The organism is Vibrio scophthalmi, from assembly GCF_040869025.1.
In the GTDB taxonomy this organism is placed as follows: Bacteria; Pseudomonadota; Gammaproteobacteria; order Enterobacterales; family Vibrionaceae; genus Vibrio; species Vibrio scophthalmi.
In genome coordinates this window covers 1,813,947-1,835,359 of the sequence record NZ_CP134271.1, presented here as the reverse complement: position 1 = coordinate 1,835,359, position 21,413 = coordinate 1,813,947, and the positions used below count along the sequence as shown (strand labels likewise).

The window sequence follows — 21,413 nt, the reverse complement described above, 5'->3', positions numbered from 1 at the left end:
ACCGAGCTGCGAGCTCGGTTTTTGTTTTGGTCCACAACAGCCCTATCAGTCCATATCAATGGTGATATCAGCCAGAGATCCACTCGTTAAAGACTCTCCGCGCTCCGTTTTAAGCATAATGCGTAAATCATTGGCAGAGTCAGCACTGTGCAGCGCATCCTCTTCACTAATTTTGCCATCAACCAGCAACTGAAATAACGACTGGTCAAAAGTCTGCATACCCGTCTGCTGCGACTTCGCCATGGTCGCTTTCACTTCGTGCAACTCACCACGACGGATCAAATCAGCGATGCGAGGGCTATTGAGCAGCACTTCAAAAACACCATGACGACCTTGACCATTTTTATCTCGCAGCAACTGCTGAGCAACCACGCCTTTCAGGTTCATCGACAAATCAAATAAGAACTGCTCTTTTTTCTCTTTTGGCACCAAATGTAAAATACGCTCTAACGCTTGATTGGCATTATTAGCGTGCAAGGTTGCCATACACAGATGACCGGTTTCCGCAAACGCCATTGCATATTCCATGGTTTCTCGACTACGAATCTCACCAATTAAGATCATATCCGGCGCTTGGCGCAGCGAGTTTTTCAGGGCGACTTCATAGCTTTCAGTATCGAGGCCGACTTCACGCTGAGTCACAATGCAGCCCTGATGTTCGTGAACAAATTCAATCGGATCTTCCACGGTGAGAATGTGACCGCTGCGGTGTTGATTTCGATAGCCAGTCATTGCCGCCATGGTGGTCGATTTACCAGAACCGGTTGCTCCAACCACCAGCACCAAACCTCGCTTGGTGGTCGCCAGCTTTTGCAACACCGTAGGGAGATTAAGTTCTTCACAAGTTGGAATCTTCGTTTCGATACGTCGAATTACCGCCCCGGGTTGCTCACGTTGAAAAAAGGCAGAAACACGAAATCGTCCGCAATCTCGCACCACGGCAAAATTCGCTTCACGACTGCGTTTAAACTCGCTCAAGCGCTCGTTATCCATTAACGAGTTCAATAACGCGAACACCTCTTGCTCAGCAAGCTTATCGCCTTGTGGCTGTAATTCACCATCAACACGATAAAGCACTGGAGCGCCAACGGTGATATACAAATCTGACGCTTTTTGCTCACTCATTCCTTGCAGGAAGGCATCCATATTGTTTTGCTCCTTTAGAAATCTAGCGAGCCAATTTTTTGCTCAACCTCAGCTTGATCGACCAAGCCCTTGGCGATCAAAAGTTTGGCATTTTGTTCCATAGTTTGCATGCCTTGAGCCGATCCAGTTTGGATCACTGAATACATCTGCGCGACTTTATCTTCACGGATCAAGTTACGGATTGCGGGCGTTGCCATCATAATTTCATGACACGCAACACGACCACCGCCAATACGCTTCAGCAGTTTTTGTGCAATCACTGAACGTAGTGATTCCGAAAGCATAGAACGCACCATGCCTTTCTCACTGCCCGGAAAAACATCAATAATACGGTCAATGGTTTTGGCTGCAGAGCTGGTGTGCAGCGTAGCAAAAACTAAGTGGCCCGTTTCCGCTGCCGTTAGCGCCAAACTAATCGTTTCTTGATCACGCAACTCACCAACAAGAATGACATCAGGATCTTCACGTAAAGCACTACGCAAAGCCGCTTTAAAGCTGCGAGTATCTCGATGGACTTCACGTTGATTGACCAAACATTTTTGGTTGCTGTGAACAAATTCAATCGGATCTTCAATAGTCAGAATGTGCTTGTTATGGTTTTGATTAATATAGTCAACCATCGCCGCCAATGTGGTCGACTTACCAGAACCCGTCGGGCCCGTCACCAGCACTAAGCCTTTTTCCAAGTTGACGATACTTTCAAATATCGCCGGCGCTTCAAGCTGCTCCAACGTTGGAATGGAAGTAGGAATAGTACGAAAAACCGCTGCACTACCACGCGCTTGGTTAAACGCATTGACGCGAAAACGACCGATATCGGGAAGTTCAAATGAAAAATCAACTTCTAAGTGTTCTTCAAATTCGCTACGCTGAGCATCGTTCATCACTTCAAAAATTAAGCGATGGACTTCGGCGTGGCTAAAAGCAGGGATTCCCAGCTTGCGAACTTCGCCATCAATGCGCACCATCGGAGAAACACCCGCAGAAAGATGTAGATCTGACGCATTATGTTTTACACTAAAATCCAGTAACTCAGCGATATCCATTTAAATTCCTTAGTAAAGTAGGCTATGAGTAGTATTCAACAAAACATTGAACAGATCACCTCACAGATCTCTAGCGCACAGCAAAAATGTGGCCGTGTTCAAGAGTCAGTGCAACTTCTCGCGGTAAGTAAAACCAAACCCAATCAAGCAATCCTTGATGCCGCCCTTGCCGGGCAACAGATGTTTGGTGAAAACTACGTTCAAGAAGGGGTTGATAAAGTAACATATTTTTCTGAGCATCAACCTAACCTTGCTATCGAGTGGCACTTTATTGGCCCTATTCAATCCAATAAAACTCGTCCTGTAGCGGAACACTTTGCTTGGGTACACACGGTTGATCGCGCTAAGATCGCTCAACGTTTAAATGATCAACGTCCAAGCGACATGCCGCCGTTGCAAGTACTGATTCAAGTAAACACCAGTGGCGAAGACAGTAAGTCTGGCATTGAAGAGCATCAAGTGTTTGAACTGGCAGCGTTGATTTCGACACTGCCTAACCTCACATTAAGAGGATTGATGTCAATTCCGGCCAACGTGCCAGATTACACATCACAATTGCGCGCGTTTAAACAACTTACAGCGCTAAAACAGGCACTGGCTGAACGCCATCCAAACCTCAAGCTCGATACCCTTTCAATGGGAATGAGTGGGGATATGGAAGCGGCGATTGAAGCCGGTAGCACCATGGTGCGTATCGGTACCGCTATTTTCGGCGAGCGCGATTACAGCACTAAAGCGTAGCAATGCAAAATTAGTAAAAAATAACAATATTACCCATTTAGGAAGTCATCATGGAACATAAGAAAATCACCTTTATCGGCGCAGGGAACATGGCGCGCTCTATCATCGCGGGCCTAGTGGCAAGTGGCTATCCGGCAAACTTGATTACTGCGACGGATCCTAATCAAGAGCAACGTGATTTTCTTTCTAACCAATATGGTATCAATACCGAAGCCGACAATGCGATTGCCGCGACACAAGCGGATGTGGTGGTACTGGCGGTTAAACCACAACTCATGGAAGTGGTTGGCCAAGGAATGCAAGGTGTCGACTTTTCGCATAAATTGGTGATTTCGATTGCAGCGGGCATCAGTGCCGAGCGCCTCAACTCAATGTTTGCAGCCGAGCTAAGCCTAGTTCGCGTTATGCCAAATACGCCAGCGCTAGTCAGCCAAGGCATGAGCGGCCTTTATGCTCCTGAAAATGTTTCAACGCAAGATCGTCAATTTGCCGCAGATCTTATGAGCGCGGTAGGCAAAGTATGTTGGGTTGAACAAGAATCAGGGATCAACAATGTTATCGCCGCCGCTGGTAGCGCGCCGGCTTACTTCTTCTTGTTTATGGAAGCGATGCAAGCTGAAGCGATTGCACAAGGTTTTGATAATGATACTGCGCGCCTGCTGGTACAACAGTCAGCACTGGGCGCAGCCGAAATGGTGATTGCTAACCCACAAATCGAGCTTTCTACCCTACGCGAACAAGTGACATCTAAAGGTGGTACCACCGCTGAAGCAATTCGTACTTTCAATGAGCACCAATTATCGGATATCGTAGCGAAAGCAATGCAAGCTGCGGTTATTCGCGCTCAAGAAATGGAAAAGTTATTTTAATAAGCAGAGCCAATAAGGCTCGATTGATTTAAGGGCAACCTATGAGTTCACTCAGTTTCTTAATTTCTACCGTGTTTGATTTGTACATCATGGTGGTTCTTTTGCGTCTTTGGTTACAAGCAACACGTGCCGATTTTTATAACCCATTCTCACAGTTTATTGTGAAAGCAACTCAACCTGTGATCGGCCCACTACGCCGTGTTATTCCTTCGGTCGGTAGTATTGATTTATCCACGGTACTGTTTGCTTACGTACTTTGTGTGGTGAAGTTTGTCGCGGTTATTTTAGTTGCCTCTAACGGCTCTGTTGCCTTCAGTGCTGATTTCTTATTCCTCGGCGCACTATCACTAGTGAAAGCAGCGGGCGGATTATTATTCTGGGTGCTGTTACTACGCGCAATCTTGAGCTGGGTAAGCCAAGGCCGCAGCCCGGTGGAATACGTGTTCCATCAATTAACAGAACCAATGCTAGCACCGATTCGCCGTATTCTGCCTGAAATGGGCGGTTTCGACTTGAGTGTGTTAGTGCTGTTCATCGTGCTGCAATTTGCCAACTTCCTTATGGGCGACATCATCGGTCCGATTTGGTACCAACTATAGTGTCTGTAGCGGTTTGGAAAGAAGGTGAAGACATCGTGCTTCGCCTTTATATTCAGCCTAAAGCCAGCCGTGACAAAATCGTCGGCTTGCATGGTGAAGAAGTCAAAATCGCCATTACCGCTCCGCCAGTGGATGGCAAAGCCAATGCGCACTTGTCTAAGTATCTGGCAAAACAATTTAAAGTGGCTAAGGGATTGGTCAAGATTGAAAAAGGTGAACTCGGGCGGCACAAACAAGTGCGTATCGTGACTCCCAGCCAGATCCCTGCTGAAATTGAAGCCATCCTATGATGGCTTTTTATTTATCTCAGGAATATCACAATGACAAAATACCTCATCGCTTTACTCGCATGCGCTCTATCACTGCCAAGCATCGCCGGTCAGTTCACTACTATCAAAGATGTTGAAGTGCACTACTCAGCATTTAATTCAACTTTTCTTACCCCTCAAGTCGCCCGTAGCTACCAACTAAAACGCAGTGGCTACTCCGCCATTTTAAACATCAGCCTACTCGACCGTTCACAGCTAGGTAAGCCCGCTATCAGTGGCAAACTGACTGGCACGGCAAAAAATTTAATTGGCCAAACTCGCGAGCTAAACTTTAGGAAAGTAGAAGAAGGAGATGCGATATACTATTTGGCTGAATTTGCCATCACGGAAGAAGAAACTATTCGCTTTAATATCGAACTCGATGCTGGCAATAAAGGCAAAGGCACTTTAAAGTTCACCCAAAAATTTTATGTTGAAGAGTAACTAGGATAGAGCATGAGCAAGATTGTATTAGCGACAGGTAACCAAGGTAAGGTACGTGAAATGGCCGACCTATTGGCCGATTTTGGTTTCGACGTATTTGCTCAAAGCGAATTTAACGTCATTGACGCCGAAGAAACCGGTACCACCTTTATCGAAAATGCGATCATTAAAGCACGTCACGCAGCAGCAGAAACGGGCCTAGCGGCGATTGCTGATGACTCAGGTCTTGAAGTCGATTATCTACAAGGTGCTCCTGGCATTTATTCTGCTCGTTACGCAGGCGAAGATGCGAGTGACCAAGACAATATCGATAAGCTACTTAAAGCGATGGTTGACGTGCCAGCAGAGCAACGTACTGCACGTTTTCACTGTGTTTTAGTCTTTATGCGCCATGCGGCCGATCCAACTCCTATCGTGTGCCATGGTAAATGGGAAGGTCGTATTCTTACTGAAGCGCAAGGTGAAAACGGCTTTGGCTACGATCCGATTTTCTATGTTCCTGAAGACGATTGCTCATCTGCAGAGCTTGAACCGACGCGTAAAAAGCAACTTTCACATCGTTCAAAAGCGTTGCAAAAACTCTTTGCTGCGTTATCTGAGCAGCACTAATTTATGCATCTAATTCCACCAGCACTCAGCTTGTACATCCATATTCCGTGGTGCGTACAAAAATGCCCTTATTGCGATTTTAATTCTCACGCGTTGAAAGAGCAGATCCCAGAAGATCGCTACATTGATGCCCTACTGGAAGATCTTGATCGGGATATCAGTAAGTATCAACTTAACGATGCTCCAAGGCCTTTGCATTCGATATTTATTGGTGGTGGCACGCCAAGCCTGATCTCAGCCGAAGGCATTGAGCGTTTGCTCAAAGGGGTTGAACAGCGCATTCCATTTAAGCCCGGAATCGAAATTACCATGGAGGCGAATCCAGGAACGGTAGAAGCAGAACGATTTGCGGGTTACAAAGCAGCTGGCGTAACTAGAATTTCGATTGGTGTACAAAGCTTTGCTGAAGAAAAACTGGTGAGCCTTGGTCGAATTCACGGAAAACAAGAAGCGCTCAATGCCGCCAATTTGGCTCATCAAATTGACTTAAACAGCTTTAATCTTGATTTGATGCATGGTCTGCCGGATCAAACCATCGATCAAGCATTGGCTGATTTAGATCAGGCGATTGCATTGAATCCACCGCATTTGTCTTGGTATCAACTGACCATAGAACCGAATACCATGTTCTATTATAAGCAGCCGACCCTGCCTGATGATGATGAATTGTGGGATATCTTTGAGCTTGGCCATCAAAAATTGACTGAGGCCGGTTATGTTCAATACGAAATTTCTGGCTACAGCAAAGTGGGTTATCAATGCCAACACAACCTTAATTACTGGCGCTTTGGTGATTACCTTGGCATTGGTTGTGGTTCGCACGGTAAATTGAGTTTTAGTGATGGACGTATTATCCGCACCACCAAGGTTAAACATCCACGCGGCTATCTCACCGCATACCAAAACATGGTGAAACCCTATTTAAGCGATGAAGTGGAAGTGGCAGCAGAAGATCGCCCGTTCGAATTTTTTATGAACCGCTTCCGCTTAATCGAATCATGTCCAAAGCAAGATTTTATCGATACCACCGGCTTACCATTGAGTGCGATTCAATCCACCATTGATTGGGCGCTAGAGCAGCAATACCTTTCACAAACCGAGACGCATTGGCAGATCACCGAGAAAGGTAAACTGTTCTTAAATGATCTATTGGAAGCGTTTATGGCGGAAGAAGAGTAAACACCAAAAAACTGAGAAGAGAGATTTAGAGCCGTTGTATTAACGTCAATCGAAAATTTCAGAAACGAAAAGGGTCAGCAAATGCTGACCCTTTCACTATTCATGCGACTCAATAAAACCCACAGCGAGCGCTTCTCGATTCTCCGATCTAAACTCTCGTATATTCTTGGCTAAAAGATCGAACGACCAATTCGCTCTGAAAGCAATTCGAGTGCATAGGTGCCAGCTAATGAGTTGCCCGAAGCATCAAGCTCTGGTGACCATACTGCAATCGTCATCTCGCCCGGTACGATCGCGATAATCCCACCACCGACACCGGACTTACCCGGCATACCAACACGATACGCAAACTCACCCGCGCCATCATACAAACCACAGGTTGCCAGCAGAGCATTTAACTGTTTGGTTTGCATTGGTGTAATGATCTGCTTACCCGTTTGTACCGACACGCCTTTATTGGCGAGATAGCTAAATGTTTTTGCCAAATCGACACAGTTCATCTTCAACGCACAAGCATGAAAATAGTTATTCAGCACCGGAATCACTTCATTTTCAAAATTACCAAATGCACGCATCAAGTAGGCGATAGCTGCATTTCTATCGCTATGCATCATTTCTGACGCCGCTACGACCTTGTCGTAAACGATATGACTTTCACCTGATAACTGACGCACAAAATCCAAAAGACGCTGTCTCGGCGCAGATAGACGGCTGTGGAGCATATCCGCGACGATGATTGCACCAGCATTGATAAATGGATTGCGCGGAATGCCCTGCTCCATCTCAAGCTGGATCATTGAGTTAAATGCTTGGCCAGACGGCTCTTTACCAACACGAGTCCAAATTTCTTCAGGCTTATAGAGAGACATAGCAAGCGTTAAACTGAGCGCCTTAGAGATCGATTGAATCGAAAATCCCTCGTCGGCATCACCCGCTTTAATCACTTCACCTTGGTTGGTATAGACCGCGATCCCGAGCTTTGTATGTGGCACTTTTGCCAAGGCTGGAATGTAATCTGCGACTTTCCCTTGTCCTATTAAAGGACGAACTTCTTCCAAGATGTCCGCCAGAATCTCATATGTTGGTTTCATCATGACCTGCTTATGCTTGTAGTCTGAACCCGTAATTTTGGGGATGGTAAGGTCAAAAAAGCCAACATGATAATGTTGGCTTATTGTCTATATTCTATACCTAGTTAGGCTAAGTATAGGGAGGTATTAAATCGCTATTACGCTGTGCGTTTGTATTTAATATCCCAAACGCCGTGACCTAAACGATGGCCGCGCGCTTCAAATTTAGTCAGTGGACGCTCATCCGGACGAGGGATGTAGTCACCATCAGTGGCAATGTTAGCAAAACCAGGCGCTTGGTTCATCACTTCAACCATATGCTCTGCGTAGTTCTCCCAGTCTGTTGCCATGTGGAAGATACCCTCTTCTGGCTTCAGCTTTTGACGCACCATTTCAGCGAAATCAAGTTGAACGATGCGACGCTTGTGGTGACGCTTTTTGTGCCATGGGTCAGGGAAGAACAGTTGCAATGTGCTTAGGCTGCCATCTGGAATCATGTTCTCAAACACTTCAACCGCATCATGGCACATTACACGTAGGTTGGTAATGCCAGCTTCGCGAGCGTCAGAGAGACATGCACCGACGCCAGGACTGTGCACTTCAATACCAAAGAAGTTTTTCTCAGGAGCATTTTTAGCCATTTCAACTAATGATGCACCCATACCGAAACCAATTTCCAACACTACAGGATTGTCATTACCGAACACTTCTTGCCAATTAAGCAGCGTATCTTGGTAGTCGATACCCATCGTTGGCCAGCAATCTTTCATTGCACTTTCTTGACCTTTGGTTAGACGACCCTCACGGCGCACAAAGCTACGTATTCTGCGGATCAACTTACCTTCGTCATTGTATTCGTTAGTAGTCACTTCACTCATGATTTTGCCTGTTTAAAAATTGGTCTCGATACAAAGGGATTGTGATTATCCAAAGAATCGTCATTGGTGCAAGCATTTCCGAATAAAACCACATACTTTATCGGTTGTACTTTACCCACAATCTGTGATGCAATTTTAGCCCAATATCGAATAAATAATAAATGAGCACGTCGTGACCCCTTTTGCCCAAGCCATTTTGCAATGGTATGACGCTTATGGAAGGAAAACCCTTCCATGGCAACAAAACAAAACTGCCTACAGTGTTTGGCTGTCGGAGATCATGTTGCAACAAACCCAAGTAGCTACCGTTATTCCTTACTTTGAGCGCTTTTTAACGCGCTTCCCAACGGTAATCGATTTGGCCAATGCCGAACAAGATGAAGTACTTCACCTATGGACCGGCCTTGGTTACTACGCACGTGCTCGTAATCTACATAAAGCAGCGCAAATCGTTGCCAACGAGTATCACGGCGAGTTTCCAACCGATATTGAAGCGCTCAATGCGCTGCCAGGAATTGGCCGTTCAACGGCGGCGGCGATCCTCTCCTCTGTCTACAAGCAGCCACATGCCATCTTAGATGGCAATGTGAAGCGCACTCTAGCTAGAAGCTTTGCGGTAGAAGGTTGGCCAGGACAAAAAACGGTTGAAAATCAACTCTGGCAATTCGCCGAGCAGCACACCCCGAAACAAGATACCGATAAATACAATCAAGCGATGATGGATATGGGCGCGATGGTTTGCACCCGCAGTAAGCCGAAGTGTACCTTGTGCCCGATTGAAAAATTGTGTCTTGCTAACAAGCAAGGTAACCCACTCGATTATCCGGGTAAAAAACCGAAAAAAGAGAAGCCAGTGAAAGAGACTTGGTTTGTGATGTTGCATTACCAGGGCCAAGTCTGGCTAGAGCAACGTCCACAATCAGGGATTTGGGGCGGCTTATTTTGCTTCCCTCAGCATGATAATTCCGAAATCACACCGCAATTAGATCGTCGCCACATTGATCCTTCACAGATCATTAGCCAGCAAACTTTGATCGCATTTCGCCATACCTTTAGCCATTACCATCTCGATATTACGCCGATTTTGCTGGATCTATCAAAACAGCCTGACGTGATAATGGAAGCCAACAAAGGTCTTTGGTATAACTTATCTCAACCAGAAGAAGTTGGCCTTGCTGCCCCAGTAAAACAATTACTGCAAAGCTTGCCTCATGAACTTCGCTAGTCAAAAGGAATCTAATATGAGCCGCACTGTATTTTGTGCTCGACTACAACAAGACGCTGAAGGTCTTGATTTCCAACTTTACCCAGGAGAGTTGGGCAAAAGAATTTTCGACAATATCTCAAAACAAGCATGGGCTGAGTGGCAACAGAAACAAACCATGTTAATCAATGAGAAGAAACTGAACATGATGGATCCAGAGCACCGTAAGCTCCTGGAGACGGAGATGGTTAACTTCCTATTTGAAGGCAAAGACGTTCATATTGAAGGTTACACACCGCCAAGCGCATAACGTTAAGCCCATCGAAGTGAAATGGCACCGCAGTTTTCTACGGTGTCATTTTTGTATTTGTAGTTAGGATACTCATGAGAAAACTCATTTACTTTTTTACCACCTTAATGCTGGTCGGCTGCAGCCGTGAATTCGTCGAGAGCTTTTACGACGTAAACTATGAGCCAACCAACCGTTTTGCCAAAAACTTGGCACAACTGCCCGGTCAATTTCAAAAAGATACTGCTGCGCTCGATGCGCTAATTAGTAGCTTTTCAGGCAATATCGAAAAACGCTGGGGAAGCCGTGAAATCAAAGTTGCGGGTAAAAATAACTACGTTAAATACATTGATAATTATCTCAGTCGCTCTGAAGTTGATTTTCAGAAAGGCACTATCATCATTGAAACCGTTTCTCCTACGGATCCTAAGCTGCATCTAAAAAATGCCATCATGACGACACTGTTAACACCTGATGATCCCGCTAACGTCGACCTGTTCTCTTCAAAAAGTATCACTTTAGAAGGTCGACCATTTTTGTATCAACAGGTGGTCGATCAAGATAACAAAGCGATTCAATGGTCTTGGCGTGCTAACCGCTTTGCCGACTATTTGATTGCCAACAAGCTAAAAGTCAAAGACGTCGATTTTAAGAAAGCCTACTACGTCGAAATCCCTCTGGTCGAAAACCAAGTGGAGATCCGTAGCTATCAATACGCCGACATCGTGCGTCGTGCGTCACAAAAATATGATATTCCGGAAGACCTGATTTACGCCATCATCAAAACCGAAAGTAGCTTTAATCCTTATGCGGTGAGCTGGGCGAATGCCTATGGTTTAATGCAAGTGGTACCCAAAACCGCCGGCCGCGACGTATTCAAGTTAGTCAAAAAACGCTCTGGTGAGCCAAGCCCAGAATACTTGTTCAATCCGGAAAACAATATTGATGCGGGAACCGCTTACTTTTACATCTTAAAAAATCGCTATTTGAAAGATGTACAGCATCCACTAACGCTTGAGTACACCATGATCTCCGCCTACAACGGTGGTACTGGTGGTGTTTTAAACACTTTTAATCGCAACAATCGAAAACAAGCAATGAACGACATCAATTCTTTGCAACCTAATCAGGTTTTTTGGGCGCTCACCAATAAACATCCCAAAGCAGAAGCGCGTCGTTACCTAGAAAAAGTTACAAAATTCAAAAAGGATTTTAACTCTGGCAAAACCTAACGGTGACTTTCGCACAAAAACCGAGCAAACAATCGTTATTTTGAAATTATTTTCAAAAACACGTTGACGGATGACCTGAAAATCCGTTTAATACGCTCCGTTGCCCGGATAGCTCAGTCGGTAGAGCAGAGGATTGAAAATCCTCGTGTCGGTGGTTCGATTCCGCCTCCGGGCACCACAATTTGATTGTTGGTGTCTTAGACGTCAACAAGTTAGCAAAGAATTTAGTGTGCCGACTTAGCTCAGTAGGTAGAGCAACTGACTTGTAATCAGTAGGTCACCAGTTCGACTCCGGTAGTCGGCACCATTCTTTTGCCTCGATAGCTCAGTCGGTAGAGCAGAGGATTGAAAATCCTCGTGTCGGTGGTTCGATTCCGCCTCGAGGCACCATTATTTGGTGCTTATCTCGCAAGAGATGACACAGATAATTCCCCCTTAGTTCAGTCGGTAGAACGGCGGACTGTTAATCCGTATGTCGCAAGTTCAAGTCTTGCAGGGGGAGCCACTTTAAGAAAACCGTATCGCAAGATACGGTTTTTTTTCGTCTCAAGCTTGGTAAATAAAATCGACACATTTCCGCATCATAACCTCCTCCCTACTCTTTCAGTTTTTCCTGCAAGCGGTCATTTCATTAAGTGTAAAAATCAACAGACTCCTTCATCTCAGTTTCATATTGCGTTATATTTATACGAAACGACATGCCATAACTATTTTTTTGCTGCGTAATAAATGGCTAGATAATTAGAAAACGTCTCGTAATCTGACTACATAATTCCAAAATTCCGGACTTAATACAGTCAAACCTGATCTTTCTATGCATTTATCTCGAATCACCACCTTTTTTATTTTGTAGCGAAAATTTAATCAGCGTCATATTTTTGAGCTTTGCCGCTATACCGCGCCAAGGTGGGACGTAATAATTTTGTCATATTCGACGATACCAAAAGCTAGTCGCTGTTAAAGGCAGTCTAAATTGACGTATCACTAACAACGTAAACTCGCGAGGGCGTATGAAACTCAAAACTCAGGCCTATATTCTGTCAGCCATCATTTTAACCGCACTTTTAGCACTGACAGTGACAGGACTATGGACACTGCGCGTGGCCAGTAATTTGGACAACAAAGCTCGAGTCACCGAACTATTCAAAAGTGCTTACAGCATTTTGACTGAAGTTGAACAAATGGCCGTAGAAGGCTCATTAGGCGAAGACGAAGCAAAAGCACTTGCCACTCGCCTGCTACGCAACAACATCTACAAAGACAATGAGTATGTTTATGTGGCAGACGAAAATATGATTTTCGTTGCCACCCCATTGGATCCTCAATTGCACGGCACCAGTTTTAACGACTTTAAAGACGGCGATGGAAAAAGTGTTGGTCAGTTGATCCAACGTGTACTTGGAAACACGACAGGTCAGATCGTCGAATACACTTGGACACAAAAACTGGAAGACGGCACGATTGAGGAAAAACTCTCGATCGCTGAAAAAACACCACATTGGGGTTGGGTTGTTGGCACTGGTATTGGCTTCAATGAAGTCAATGCGCGCTTCTGGTCTACCGCACAATGGCAGCTACTACTTTGCTTCGCCATCGCTATCGGCATCTTTAGCGTGCTACTCGTCTCTATCCGTAAAATGCTGGCGCTACTCGGTGGCGAGCCACAAGACGTGCACAGTGCGGTACAGGCCGTTGCACAAGGTAATATTCAAGCATCATTTGATAAGTCTGCTCCGAAAGGCAGTATTTACGAAGCCGTCCAGCAGATGAGCCTATCACTGGCACAGCTAGTGAAAAACCTCGATACCTCGATGATCGCATTACGACAAGAACTGGCCAATGTTGAAGACCGTTCTGCTTCAATCGCAAGTTTGACAGATTCACAGCAACAATCGACTGAAATGATTGCCACTGCGATGACAGAAATGGCCTCTTCTGCGAATAACGTCGCTGATTCAGCGCGTGATACCGCAAGCAATACCGAAGAAGCCGACAAGCAGAGTCAACACACTCAGCACTGAGGGATCCCCTCATAATTTCCCCAAAGCACAACCATGTTTGAATAGATTTTGAGCAAGCAGGGTTGCAGCCGCGAGCAAGTCTTCCCTCGTTATTGTGTAGCCAGAATGCCGCAAAACTTCCATCCCTAAGCGCACTGTTGAGAGTACATTTCGATTTTTGACAGTGTTAGCTTGGAAGTGCTTATCCCAACCTTGTTTCTGACCATGAACTCCAGCAAGCCAAAATGTCAGTTGAAGCATTAGGGCGATTAGCAGCATGATATCAAAGCGCTCTGAGCTGCTAGTTCGGCTATGACGGAGGCCTAAACCGTAGGCTGGGCTTTTCAAGTCTCGGAAGGTTTCTTCAATTTGCATACGCTTCGAGTAGAGCCTAACAAGTTGCTTTGGTGTTCGGATTTCAACGGGCAAGTTAGTCGCTAAAACCCATGGTTCTTTTGTCGAAGCGGAGTAGATTTTAGGTGACGGATGATGACAATTAGTCCGTGTCGAACGCTGATTTTTTCGGCCTTTAGGACGTGATTTATACAGTGCAATTTGACATGAAATTGGGTTGCTCTTAGTCAACCTCTTATAGCCTAAAGTCTTTGAGCGACTTGAGGATATGCTATGTAAGTTGCTGATAGGTTGCCAGTTTTCCGCACCTAAATCTGCATATTGCACTTTCCCTCTGACTCGACTTAACCAGTACCAACCTAGCTTTTCAACGGATTTATACCATGGCACTTTAAAGCCAGCATCACTGACAATGAGCGGTGTAGTGTTACTCGGTAGAATGCTTGCAAGGTCGGCTAGAAATTGGTCATGAGCCTTCTTTGAACATTGCTCTGAAAGCGGAAAGGCTTTCTCATAAAGAGTAATAGAACGACCATGTAGTGCCACCGAAGCCCGCAATACCATAAGCCGTTTTTGCTCACGAATATCAGACCAGTCAACAAGAACAATGGGCATCGAATTACCTGAACAGATAAAGCTGGCATGCCAACGGTATACAGCGAGTCGCTCTTTGTGCAAGTGACGATTACCTAACAATCTGTCGATTCGTTTGATGTTATGTTTTGTTCTGGCTTTCGTTGGCAGGTTACGACCAAGTTCGGTAAGAGTGAGCGTTTTACATTCAAGTAATGCGTGGCAAGCCAGCGTTAAACTGTTGAGTCGTTTTAAGTGCAATTCAGGGCAGAATTGGTAAAGAGAGTCGTGTAAAATATCGAGTTCGCACATCTTGTTGTCTGGTTATTGATTTTTCTCAGAACCATTTGATCACATGACAAGATGTGCATCTACCTTAAATTTATGATTTTTATCAAAATCATTAGGGGATTCCTCAGCACTCAGCATCTAATTCACAATACCGTGGATAATATCCAAGGTTTGGCATCTCAACTCGGCACGGCAAGCCAAGCAGTGGCTGATCTTGATAGCGACGTAAATAACATCGTAAAAGTACTTGATGTGATTGGTGACATTGCTGAGCAAACTAACCTACTCGCGCTGAATGCGGCAATTGAAGCTGCTCGTGCTGGCGAACAAGGCCGTGGGTTTGCTGTTGTAGCCGATGAAGTTCGCAACTTGGCGGGCAGAACACAATCAAGCACCAAAGAGATCCAGCAGATGATCACTAATCTGCAAGCGGGCTCTCGCAATGCCATTAACACGATGGAAGTGTGTGCAGAAACCAGCCAAAGCACAGTGGTGGAATCACAAAATGCCTCTGAAGCACTGCAGCAGATCGTTATCGCACTCGAATCGATTACTCAAATGAGCCATCAAATTGCCACGGCAGCAGCTGAACAGACTCAAGTAGGTGATGATATTGCTAAGCGAATTAACCTAATTGAAGAGAGTGGTAATCAGCTAAGTAATGTGGTTGCAGAGAGTCACAGCAGTACACAAAGTCTAAATACTTTGGCGAATGACTTAGAAAACTGGGTAAGTAAGTTCACTGTTAAGCAATAATTCCTAACAGAAACCATAAAAAGCACGCTTTAACGCGTGCTTTTTTCTGCCTGATAGCAACTAATGCTGCGCTTTTTTAGAGAAAATGCATGGCTCAACTAGCCTTACAAGCCTATAAATGGCTAAAAACAGCCCATTAAGTATAGAAAAGCAACAAACGATATTTTTTTTGCATTTTAATGTTGACCTAAAAAGCAAAAAGCCGTTTAATACACCTCGTCGCCCGGATAGCTCAGTCGGTAGAGCAGAGGATTGAAAATCCTCGTGTCGGTGGTTCGATTCCGCCTCCGGGCACCACAATTTGATTGTTGGTGTCTTAGACATCAATAAAAAATAAAGAAATAGTGCGCCGACTTAGCTCAGTAGGTAGAGCAACTGACTTGTAATCAGTAGGTCACCAGTTCGACTCCGGTAGTCGGCACCATTCTTTATTTGAAAAGATAATTCCCCCTTAGTTCAGTCGGTAGAACGGCGGACTGTTAATCCGTATGTCGCAAGTTCAAGTCTTGCAGGGGGAGCCACTTTCAATTGACAAGCAAAGCTTGTTGATGAAAAACGTGCCGACTTAGCTCAGTAGGTAGAGCAACTGACTTGTAATCAGTAGGTCACCAGTTCGACTCCGGTAGTCGGCACCATCTTTTCCCCCTTAGTTCAGTCGGTAGAACGGCGGACTGTTAATCCGTATGTCGCAAGTTCAAGTCTTGCAGGGGGAGCCACATTCGAGAAAGCCTCATCATCTGATGAGGCTTTTTTTTACCTGTCATTTACCCTTCCCTGCTTATCGCTCGTCACGCATAGATGACTCATTACAGTAAACTCGCCAATTGTTTAATGGTCGTGAGTGTTGGCATGCTCGGCATATCGTAGTTTGCCCCCGTCGCGACAATCACCGCTTGTTTTCCTGGTAGCATCATAATGTACTGCTCACCGATACCTACCGCCGATACTGCCCCATTTACAGTTGGAACCTGCCAAAAATGCAAACCATAACCCATGTTATAACCATGAAACTGACTATGCTTTAGTTGCTCAAACCAATGCTTAGCGACAATTTGTTGCCCTGCAAAATGCCCTTGATTAAGCCACATCAAGCCAAACTTTCCCATATCCTCCGGCGTAAGCATTAAACCCCAGTCTGCGCCAGGCTCATTGCTGCCATGCTGATTCGACCAACGATAATTTTCTATCGCTAACGGGGAAAATAGCTTCTCTTTCATGACCACAGCAAAGGGTTGACCATATACCCGCTCAATCACCTTGGACAAACCGACCGTTGAAAGACCACTATAAGCAAAACGAGTCCCTGGCTTAAAAGCGAGATCGGTGGAGAGGAACTGAGCTAACAAATCTTTAGCCATATAATGACGCGTAAATGCATTGCCTGAACTATACGAAGCGGCAAGTTCATCCAAGGCATAACCTGTCGACATATTTAACATATCCCGCACGCTAATTTGCATCTTCTCCGCTCTATCGTTCGCTTGATACTCGGGAAATAAACTGAACACCGGCACATCCAAACTGGCGAGCTTGCCTTCATCAACCGCGATGAAGATTAATGTGGCAACAAAGGACTTCGTCACCGAATGGAGATTATGCAGTTCAGAGGGCCCTACAGGCACACTAGGCCGACTTTGTGAGCCAATGCGGCCACTGCCCTGCCTATGCAGCTCAAACACCTTATCTCCGTGCTGCCACGCAATCAAAGAGTGGATATTATTTCCTTTATCGCTTTCCACTCGCTTTTCGATAGGCGCAAAACGCTCTGCACTGATCACAACCTTAACGCTGGGCTTGGAACAACCAAATAGGAATAAGCCCATCGCTAAGATAAATAACTTTTGCTTCATCTTGTTACTCTCCATTGACTTCAGGCCAATAAAACAAAAAAAGAGAACGATTTCAGCGTGCTGCTATAGATATAAAAAAAGCGTGCGACTAAGCGCACGCTTTCTCAACTCATTTTGTCACTATCATCAAGCAAAGGTTATTTGCTTTGATTTAGAACCTTTACTTCTTCATTCAGCTCGGCCAGCTTTTGTTCCATTTGCTCACGGCATACATTCGCCACTTCACGCACTTGCTCTTTCTTACAGCCTTGTGTGCTCACTGGAGGTAGCATTTCAACGATAACATGACCATTGTTCCAACGGTTTAGCTTTACTCCTTCTGTTGAGCTACATACGATAGGCACCACATCAACCCCAGCACCAATAGCCGTATGGAAAGCACCGGTTTTAAATGGCAATAAACCACGGCCACGTGAGCGTGTGCCTTCTGGGAACATCCAAATAGACACATCACTGTTTTTCATTTTATCAATCACCTGATCAATGGTACCCATCGCTTTACTACGATTCCCACGATCAATCAAAATATTGCCTGTCAGCCAGTACAACTGACCAAACAACGGTAAGAACGCTAAACTCTTTTTACCAACAGTAACAACTTTAGGCGTTACCGCTGCGGCCACAGTAAAGAGATCCCAGTTATTCTGATGGTTAGCAATATAAACATGCTGACCACGTGTGTACGCATCTTCAGGCATTCTTAGCTCTAACTTAATGCCAAATACGCGAGCCATCTTGCCGAACAGGCGACCAAAGGTGAACACGTGTTTTGGGTTACGTGGGCTCAGCAAACAGTAGCCGCAACCAAAGACAAACATGACAATCGCAAATATCGCGACAGCAAAAACACGGAACAGTGCAATCATTAATGTTCTCCAAGAACAAGAGGGAAAAATTATGGCCATAATCTAACGTATCTTTTGGCCATAAAAAAGCCGAAACATGGGTTTCGGCTTACATTTGTTCGCTAAACTGTATTGTTACACAGTAAGCTTAATTAATTAGCGTCACGAAAACGTTCGATGTTTGCGCCCAACGCAGACAATTTATCTTCAATCTTATCGTAGCCACGATCGATGTGATAAATACGGTCAACAATGGTTTCGCCTTGTGCGATACAACCCGCGATAACAAGACTTGCAGAAGCGCGTAGGTCAGTTGCCATCACTTGAGCACCGCTCAGAGACTCAACATCACCACAGATCACTGTGTTGCCTTCGATTTCAGCTTTAGCACCCATACGCATCAGTTCTGGCACGTGCATGAAACGGTTTTCAAAAATCGTTTCAGTGATCACGCCGCCACCCTTAGCCATAAGGTTAAGTAGCGTAAACTGAGCTTGCATATCGGTTGGGAAACCAGGGTGTGGTGCTGTACGGATAGTCACCGCTTTAAGCTCACGACCCGTCATATCTAGCGAGATCCAGTCTTCGCCAGTTTCAACTTGTGCGCCCGCTTCTTCAAGCTTAGCTAGCACCGCTTCTAGTAGATGTGCACGAGTATTACGACATACCACTTTACCGCCAGAAACCGCCGCAGCAACTAAGAAGGTGCCTGTTTCAATACGGTCGGCAACAACAGCGTGTTTACCACCACCAAGGCGTTCAACACCTTCGATAGTAATGGTATCAGTACCTGCACCGGTAATTTTAGCGCCCAAAGCGTTTAAGAACTCAGCCGTATCAACGATCTCAGGTTCACGCGCAGCGTTATCTAATACTGTTTTGCCTTCAGCAAGCGTTGCAGCACACATGATAGTGATCGTGGCACCAACACTGACTTTATCCATTACGATATGGGCACCTTTAAGGCGGCCATCAACAGACGCTTTTACGTAACCATCTTCCAACACAATCGTCGCGCCTAATTGCTCTAGACCATGAATGTGTAGATCGACTGGACGCGCACCGATAGCGCAACCACCAGGTAATGACACTTGGCCTTGGCCAAAACGCGCCACTAGTGGACCCAGCGCCCAGATAGAGGCACGCATAGTCTTTACTAGATCATAAGGCGCACAATATTCATCGATGCTGCTTGGATCAACGTGCACAGAACCATTGCGTTCTACCTTAGCACCAAGGCGCTTTAGCAGTTCCATCGTGGTATCAATGTCACGTAAGTGAGGGACGTTAGTCACTTCAACCGGCTCTTCCGCCAAAATTGAAGCAAAAAGAATTGGTAGGGCGGCGTTCTTCGCACCAGAGATAGTGACTTCACCAACGAGGGGCTTGTTAGAACCTGTTACTCTAAATTTTTCCATTACTAAACCTTACAGTGACATCAACTTTTTATCACGAGCCCATTCAGCCGGCGTGTATGCCTTGATGGAAAGCGCGTGGATGTCATTTCTTTGGATATATTCCATGAGGGGCGCATAAATGGTTTGTTGTTTCTTAACGCGGTTCATTCCCTCGAAACAAGCATCAACAGCGATCACTTCGTAGTGGCTACCCTCGCCCTTCACGTGTAGTTCTTCTAGGTTTAGTGCTTCGTTTAAAATCTGTTGTACTTTTGCGCTATCCACAATTTACCTCTAATTAATCTTTATGTGCTCAGCAATGTATTTTTCAACATTACTCAGTGCCAGCAAAGTGCTGAGTTGCTTTGGCACGAAGCTGAGCATTATATGACAGTTTCGTTTTTTTGCATGCTCTAATAGGTGGATGAGCATCACCATTCCGGCGGAATCCACTCGTTCAAGCTGAGAAAGATTCAGCTCTAGCGTCGTTTGTTGTGGTTGCCATGCTTTCAACAGCTTCCACAGCGCGGGAACGGTGTCACGATTCAATAAACCTGTAAGCTTAGCCGTATTATCATCAATACGCTGATATTGCTCGTGGGCTATCATTTTTGTGCCTCAAAACGGATCGGTTGTGCCGCAAGCGTATCGAGCTCTTGCGCCACGGCTAAAATCCCTTCTTGACGCAGTTTTCCACTCCACTCTGATTGCTTACTGGACAACAAACTAATGCCTTCAGCAATCATATCAAACACTTTCCATTCACCCGTTTTTTTGTCTTTACGCAGCTTGAATTCCAATTGAATATTCGGCCGTGGCGCATCAACAATATCGACCTTTACGCTAGTAATGGTCTTACTTGGATCAATCTTCAACTCAGGGCCAAACTCGATCTCCTGATCGGTGTATTGGGTTAGAACCTGAGCGTAAGACGCAATTAAGTAAGAACGGAAAGCAATGATGAACTCATTAACGTCTGCACGTTTAGCCCCTTTTAAGTTTGAACCAAGTAGTTTCAATGCCGCATACTTATAGTTCACGTACGGCATCAACTCTTCTTCAACAATCACTTTTAAGTGATTAGGGTCTTGTTTGATGAGGCCTTGCTCTGCTTTTAAACGCTCAAATGCCATGCTGCCGACTTGTTCCATCATTGAGTATGGCTGGGTTGTATCAATTTCTGCACTGACTGCGTAAAATGGCAATATCAAGGCACAAACCGTTAATAAGAATTTTTTCAACATTATTTCTCTCCAGAATCAGAGCCGCCACCAACGCTATACAGCACTTGGCCAATAAGATCTTCTAGCACCAAAGCTGATTTGGTGTCTTCAACAAAGTCACCATCCACCAGCATCTGTTCATCATCGAACACAAAGCCTGGCGTCAGGCCGATATACTGCTCACCAATCAAGCCTGAAGTGAGAATTTGCACACTCGAAGTTTCAGGGAACTGATCGTACTGGCTATTCACCGCCATACCAACCACAGGCAAAAGTGATTCAGGGTTCAATGTGATAGACGTAACACGCCCCACGACCACACCGCCCACTTTCACCGGTGAGCGAACTTTTAGGCTACCAATGTTATCGAACTCAGCATTTAAGCTATAAGTATCGTTCGAACCAATACCTTTTACGTCAGCGACTTGAAAAATCATAATCAAGACTGCGCAAATTCCCGCTAAGATGAAGCTACCCACCCATAATTCTGTTTTACGTGTCTGTTGCATG

22 protein-coding genes, 9 tRNA genes and 2 pseudogenes are annotated in these 21,413 nt (G+C 45.3%); 21 read left to right on the top strand and 12 right to left on the bottom strand.

The features are described from left to right. Positions 1 to 45 precede the first annotated feature (45 nt). Together RJD38_RS08490 and RJD38_RS08485 are read right to left on the bottom strand one after the other, a co-directional pair. Positions 46 to 1,146 (bottom strand): PilT/PilU family type 4a pilus ATPase, encoded by a 1,101-nt coding sequence (locus RJD38_RS08490; RefSeq protein WP_065545741.1) that lies wholly within the window; start codon positions 1,144 to 1,146, stop codon positions 46 to 48. Between the two features lie 14 nt (positions 1,147 to 1,160). Then, positions 1,161 to 2,192 carry a type IV pilus twitching motility protein PilT gene (locus tag RJD38_RS08485; RefSeq protein ID WP_005595639.1) on the bottom strand — a complete coding sequence of 344 codons (1,032 nt, stop codon included), beginning with the start codon at positions 2,190 to 2,192 and terminating at the stop codon, positions 1,161 to 1,163. 24 nt (positions 2,193 to 2,216) lie between these two features. Between RJD38_RS08485 and RJD38_RS08480 the strand changes: the two genes are divergently transcribed. From RJD38_RS08480 to hemW, 7 genes are read left to right on the top strand one after another with little or no spacing between them, the layout of a single operon-like run. Next, positions 2,217 to 2,933, top strand: coding sequence for a YggS family pyridoxal phosphate-dependent enzyme (locus RJD38_RS08480; protein WP_009385811.1), 717 nt, complete (start codon positions 2,217 to 2,219; stop codon positions 2,931 to 2,933). A gap of 50 nt (positions 2,934 to 2,983) precedes the next feature. Continuing rightward, positions 2,984 to 3,802, top strand: a complete 819-nt coding sequence (proC, locus tag RJD38_RS08475) for a pyrroline-5-carboxylate reductase (protein WP_065545742.1) — start codon at positions 2,984 to 2,986, stop codon at positions 3,800 to 3,802. Positions 3,803 to 3,843: 41 nt separating this feature from the next. Continuing rightward, positions 3,844 to 4,401, top strand: a complete 558-nt coding sequence (locus tag RJD38_RS08470) for a YggT family protein (protein WP_065429768.1) — start codon at positions 3,844 to 3,846, stop codon at positions 4,399 to 4,401. Then, entirely contained in the window at positions 4,401 to 4,691 is a 291-nt protein-coding gene (yggU, locus tag RJD38_RS08465; protein ID WP_065545743.1) for a DUF167 family protein YggU, read from the top strand. The genes RJD38_RS08470 and yggU overlap by 1 nt, the downstream gene beginning before the upstream one ends. Before the next feature lie 30 nt (positions 4,692 to 4,721). Next, positions 4,722 to 5,153 carry a DUF4426 domain-containing protein gene (locus RJD38_RS08460; protein WP_065545744.1) on the top strand — a complete coding sequence of 144 codons (432 nt, stop codon included), beginning with the start codon at positions 4,722 to 4,724 and terminating at the stop codon, positions 5,151 to 5,153. 12 nt (positions 5,154 to 5,165) lie between these two features. After that, a complete protein-coding gene (locus tag RJD38_RS08455) occupies positions 5,166 to 5,762 on the top strand; it encodes an XTP/dITP diphosphatase (protein WP_065545745.1) in 597 nt (198 codons plus the stop codon). A 3-nt stretch (positions 5,763 to 5,765) separates the two neighbouring features. After that, the gene (gene hemW / locus RJD38_RS08450) at positions 5,766 to 6,941 is read left to right on the top strand and encodes a radical SAM family heme chaperone HemW (protein WP_065545746.1); all 1,176 of its coding nucleotides are present in this window, start codon (positions 5,766 to 5,768) and stop codon (positions 6,939 to 6,941) included. Positions 6,942 to 7,111: 170 nt separating this feature from the next. Here the strand turns inward: hemW and glsB are convergent, their stop codons facing one another. After that, entirely contained in the window at positions 7,112 to 8,032 is a 921-nt protein-coding gene (gene glsB / locus RJD38_RS08445) for a glutaminase B (RefSeq protein WP_005595627.1), read from the bottom strand. A gap of 137 nt (positions 8,033 to 8,169) precedes the next feature. Continuing rightward, complete coding sequence (trmB, locus tag RJD38_RS08440) at positions 8,170 to 8,889, bottom strand: tRNA (guanosine(46)-N7)-methyltransferase TrmB (RefSeq protein ID WP_005595625.1); 720 nt, start codon at positions 8,887 to 8,889, stop codon at positions 8,170 to 8,172. Positions 8,890 to 9,061: 172 nt separating this feature from the next. Between trmB and mutY the strand changes: the two genes are divergently transcribed. From mutY to RJD38_RS08400, 8 genes and pseudogenes are all read left to right on the top strand, one after another. After that, the gene (gene mutY, locus RJD38_RS08435; protein WP_065545747.1) at positions 9,062 to 10,114 is read left to right on the top strand and encodes an A/G-specific adenine glycosylase; all 1,053 of its coding nucleotides are present in this window, start codon (positions 9,062 to 9,064) and stop codon (positions 10,112 to 10,114) included. A gap of 16 nt (positions 10,115 to 10,130) precedes the next feature. Then, complete coding sequence (locus tag RJD38_RS08430; protein ID WP_005595621.1) at positions 10,131 to 10,403, top strand: oxidative damage protection protein; 273 nt, start codon at positions 10,131 to 10,133, stop codon at positions 10,401 to 10,403. A gap of 74 nt (positions 10,404 to 10,477) precedes the next feature. After that, positions 10,478 to 11,614, top strand: a complete 1,137-nt coding sequence (gene mltC / locus RJD38_RS08425; RefSeq protein WP_005595619.1) for a membrane-bound lytic murein transglycosylase MltC — start codon at positions 10,478 to 10,480, stop codon at positions 11,612 to 11,614. A 102-nt stretch (positions 11,615 to 11,716) separates the two neighbouring features. Further along, positions 11,717 to 11,792: transfer RNA gene (locus tag RJD38_RS08420), tRNA-Phe, on the top strand. A gap of 53 nt (positions 11,793 to 11,845) precedes the next feature. After that, positions 11,846 to 11,921 (top strand) — tRNA-Thr (locus RJD38_RS08415). Positions 11,922 to 11,928: 7 nt separating this feature from the next. Further along, positions 11,929 to 12,004: transfer RNA gene (locus tag RJD38_RS08410), tRNA-Phe, on the top strand. Between the two features lie 39 nt (positions 12,005 to 12,043). Further along, positions 12,044 to 12,119, top strand: a tRNA-Asn gene (locus RJD38_RS08405). Positions 12,120 to 12,624: 505 nt separating this feature from the next. Next, a pseudogene (locus RJD38_RS08400) lies at positions 12,625 to 13,629 on the top strand (cache domain-containing protein); the annotation flags it as partial. A 15-nt stretch (positions 13,630 to 13,644) separates the two neighbouring features. Here RJD38_RS08400 and RJD38_RS08395 read toward each other — a convergent pair. Continuing rightward, positions 13,645 to 14,853, bottom strand: coding sequence for an IS4 family transposase (locus RJD38_RS08395; RefSeq protein WP_032073033.1), 1,209 nt, complete (start codon positions 14,851 to 14,853; stop codon positions 13,645 to 13,647). A 108-nt stretch (positions 14,854 to 14,961) separates the two neighbouring features. On the opposite strand from RJD38_RS08395, the pseudogene RJD38_RS08390 reads away from it, so the two are divergent. The 6 genes and pseudogenes from RJD38_RS08390 to RJD38_RS08365 form a co-directional block, all read left to right on the top strand. Further along, positions 14,962 to 15,588: pseudogene (locus tag RJD38_RS08390) on the top strand (methyl-accepting chemotaxis protein); the annotation flags it as partial. Positions 15,589 to 15,809: 221 nt separating this feature from the next. Next, positions 15,810 to 15,885, top strand: a tRNA-Phe gene (locus tag RJD38_RS08385). 51 nt (positions 15,886 to 15,936) lie between these two features. Further along, positions 15,937 to 16,012 (top strand) — tRNA-Thr (locus tag RJD38_RS08380). A gap of 21 nt (positions 16,013 to 16,033) precedes the next feature. Then, positions 16,034 to 16,109 (top strand) — tRNA-Asn (locus RJD38_RS08375). A gap of 38 nt (positions 16,110 to 16,147) precedes the next feature. Further along, positions 16,148 to 16,223, top strand: a tRNA-Thr gene (locus RJD38_RS08370). A 5-nt stretch (positions 16,224 to 16,228) separates the two neighbouring features. Further along, positions 16,229 to 16,304, top strand: a tRNA-Asn gene (locus RJD38_RS08365). Between the two features lie 90 nt (positions 16,305 to 16,394). On the opposite strand, the gene RJD38_RS08360 is transcribed toward RJD38_RS08365, so the two are convergent. The 7 genes from RJD38_RS08360 to mlaD form a co-directional block, all read right to left on the bottom strand. Beyond that, the gene (locus RJD38_RS08360) at positions 16,395 to 17,438 is read right to left on the bottom strand and encodes a serine hydrolase domain-containing protein (RefSeq protein WP_065545748.1); all 1,044 of its coding nucleotides are present in this window, start codon (positions 17,436 to 17,438) and stop codon (positions 16,395 to 16,397) included. A 137-nt stretch (positions 17,439 to 17,575) separates the two neighbouring features. Beyond that, positions 17,576 to 18,304, bottom strand: coding sequence for a 1-acylglycerol-3-phosphate O-acyltransferase (locus tag RJD38_RS08355; RefSeq protein WP_005594974.1), 729 nt, complete (start codon positions 18,302 to 18,304; stop codon positions 17,576 to 17,578). 131 nt (positions 18,305 to 18,435) lie between these two features. Continuing rightward, positions 18,436 to 19,701 carry a UDP-N-acetylglucosamine 1-carboxyvinyltransferase gene (gene murA, locus RJD38_RS08350; RefSeq protein WP_009385798.1) on the bottom strand — a complete coding sequence of 422 codons (1,266 nt, stop codon included), beginning with the start codon at positions 19,699 to 19,701 and terminating at the stop codon, positions 18,436 to 18,438. A 9-nt stretch (positions 19,702 to 19,710) separates the two neighbouring features. After that, entirely contained in the window at positions 19,711 to 19,965 is a 255-nt protein-coding gene (ibaG, locus tag RJD38_RS08345; RefSeq protein ID WP_005593719.1) for a BolA family iron metabolism protein IbaG, read from the bottom strand. 9 nt (positions 19,966 to 19,974) lie between these two features. Next, positions 19,975 to 20,289 carry an STAS domain-containing protein gene (locus tag RJD38_RS08340; RefSeq protein WP_005593718.1) on the bottom strand — a complete coding sequence of 105 codons (315 nt, stop codon included), beginning with the start codon at positions 20,287 to 20,289 and terminating at the stop codon, positions 19,975 to 19,977. Then, positions 20,286 to 20,924: an MlaC/ttg2D family ABC transporter substrate-binding protein gene (locus tag RJD38_RS08335; protein ID WP_065429763.1), complete on the bottom strand. Its 639-nt coding sequence runs from the start codon at positions 20,922 to 20,924 to the stop codon at positions 20,286 to 20,288. The genes RJD38_RS08340 and RJD38_RS08335 overlap by 4 nt, the downstream gene beginning before the upstream one ends. Beyond that, positions 20,924 to 21,412 carry an outer membrane lipid asymmetry maintenance protein MlaD gene (gene mlaD, locus RJD38_RS08330; protein WP_065545749.1) on the bottom strand — a complete coding sequence of 163 codons (489 nt, stop codon included), beginning with the start codon at positions 21,410 to 21,412 and terminating at the stop codon, positions 20,924 to 20,926. The genes RJD38_RS08335 and mlaD overlap by 1 nt, the downstream gene beginning before the upstream one ends. Between the last annotated feature and the right edge of the window lies 1 nt (position 21,413).

Coding starts and splice junctions, on each gene's coding strand:
- RJD38_RS08490 (WP_065545741.1), bottom strand. CDS start 1,146: ATGGATGCCTTCCTGCAAGGAATGAGTGAGCAAAAAGCGTCAGATTTG.
- RJD38_RS08485 (WP_005595639.1), bottom strand. CDS start 2,192: ATGGATATCGCTGAGTTACTGGATTTTAGTGTAAAACATAATGCGTCA.
- RJD38_RS08480 (WP_009385811.1), top strand. CDS start 2,217: ATGAGTAGTATTCAACAAAACATTGAACAGATCACCTCACAGATCTCT.
- proC (WP_065545742.1), top strand. CDS start 2,984: ATGGAACATAAGAAAATCACCTTTATCGGCGCAGGGAACATGGCGCGC.
- RJD38_RS08470 (WP_065429768.1), top strand. CDS start 3,844: ATGAGTTCACTCAGTTTCTTAATTTCTACCGTGTTTGATTTGTACATC.
- RJD38_RS08460 (WP_065545744.1), top strand. CDS start 4,722: ATGACAAAATACCTCATCGCTTTACTCGCATGCGCTCTATCACTGCCA.
- RJD38_RS08455 (WP_065545745.1), top strand. CDS start 5,166: ATGAGCAAGATTGTATTAGCGACAGGTAACCAAGGTAAGGTACGTGAA.
- hemW (WP_065545746.1), top strand. CDS start 5,766: ATGCATCTAATTCCACCAGCACTCAGCTTGTACATCCATATTCCGTGG.
- glsB (WP_005595627.1), bottom strand. CDS start 8,032: ATGAAACCAACATATGAGATTCTGGCGGACATCTTGGAAGAAGTTCGT.
- trmB (WP_005595625.1), bottom strand. CDS start 8,889: ATGAGTGAAGTGACTACTAACGAATACAATGACGAAGGTAAGTTGATC.
- RJD38_RS08430 (WP_005595621.1), top strand. CDS start 10,131: ATGAGCCGCACTGTATTTTGTGCTCGACTACAACAAGACGCTGAAGGT.
- mltC (WP_005595619.1), top strand. CDS start 10,478: ATGAGAAAACTCATTTACTTTTTTACCACCTTAATGCTGGTCGGCTGC.
- RJD38_RS08395 (WP_032073033.1), bottom strand. CDS start 14,853: ATGTGCGAACTCGATATTTTACACGACTCTCTTTACCAATTCTGCCCT.
- RJD38_RS08360 (WP_065545748.1), bottom strand. CDS start 17,438: ATGAAGCAAAAGTTATTTATCTTAGCGATGGGCTTATTCCTATTTGGT.
- RJD38_RS08355 (WP_005594974.1), bottom strand. CDS start 18,304: ATGATTGCACTGTTCCGTGTTTTTGCTGTCGCGATATTTGCGATTGTC.
- murA (WP_009385798.1), bottom strand. CDS start 19,701: ATGGAAAAATTTAGAGTAACAGGTTCTAACAAGCCCCTCGTTGGTGAA.
- RJD38_RS08340 (WP_005593718.1), bottom strand. CDS start 20,289: ATGATAGCCCACGAGCAATATCAGCGTATTGATGATAATACGGCTAAG.
- RJD38_RS08335 (WP_065429763.1), bottom strand. CDS start 20,924: ATGTTGAAAAAATTCTTATTAACGGTTTGTGCCTTGATATTGCCATTT.
- mlaD (WP_065545749.1), bottom strand. CDS start 21,412: ATGCAACAGACACGTAAAACAGAATTATGGGTGGGTAGCTTCATCTTA.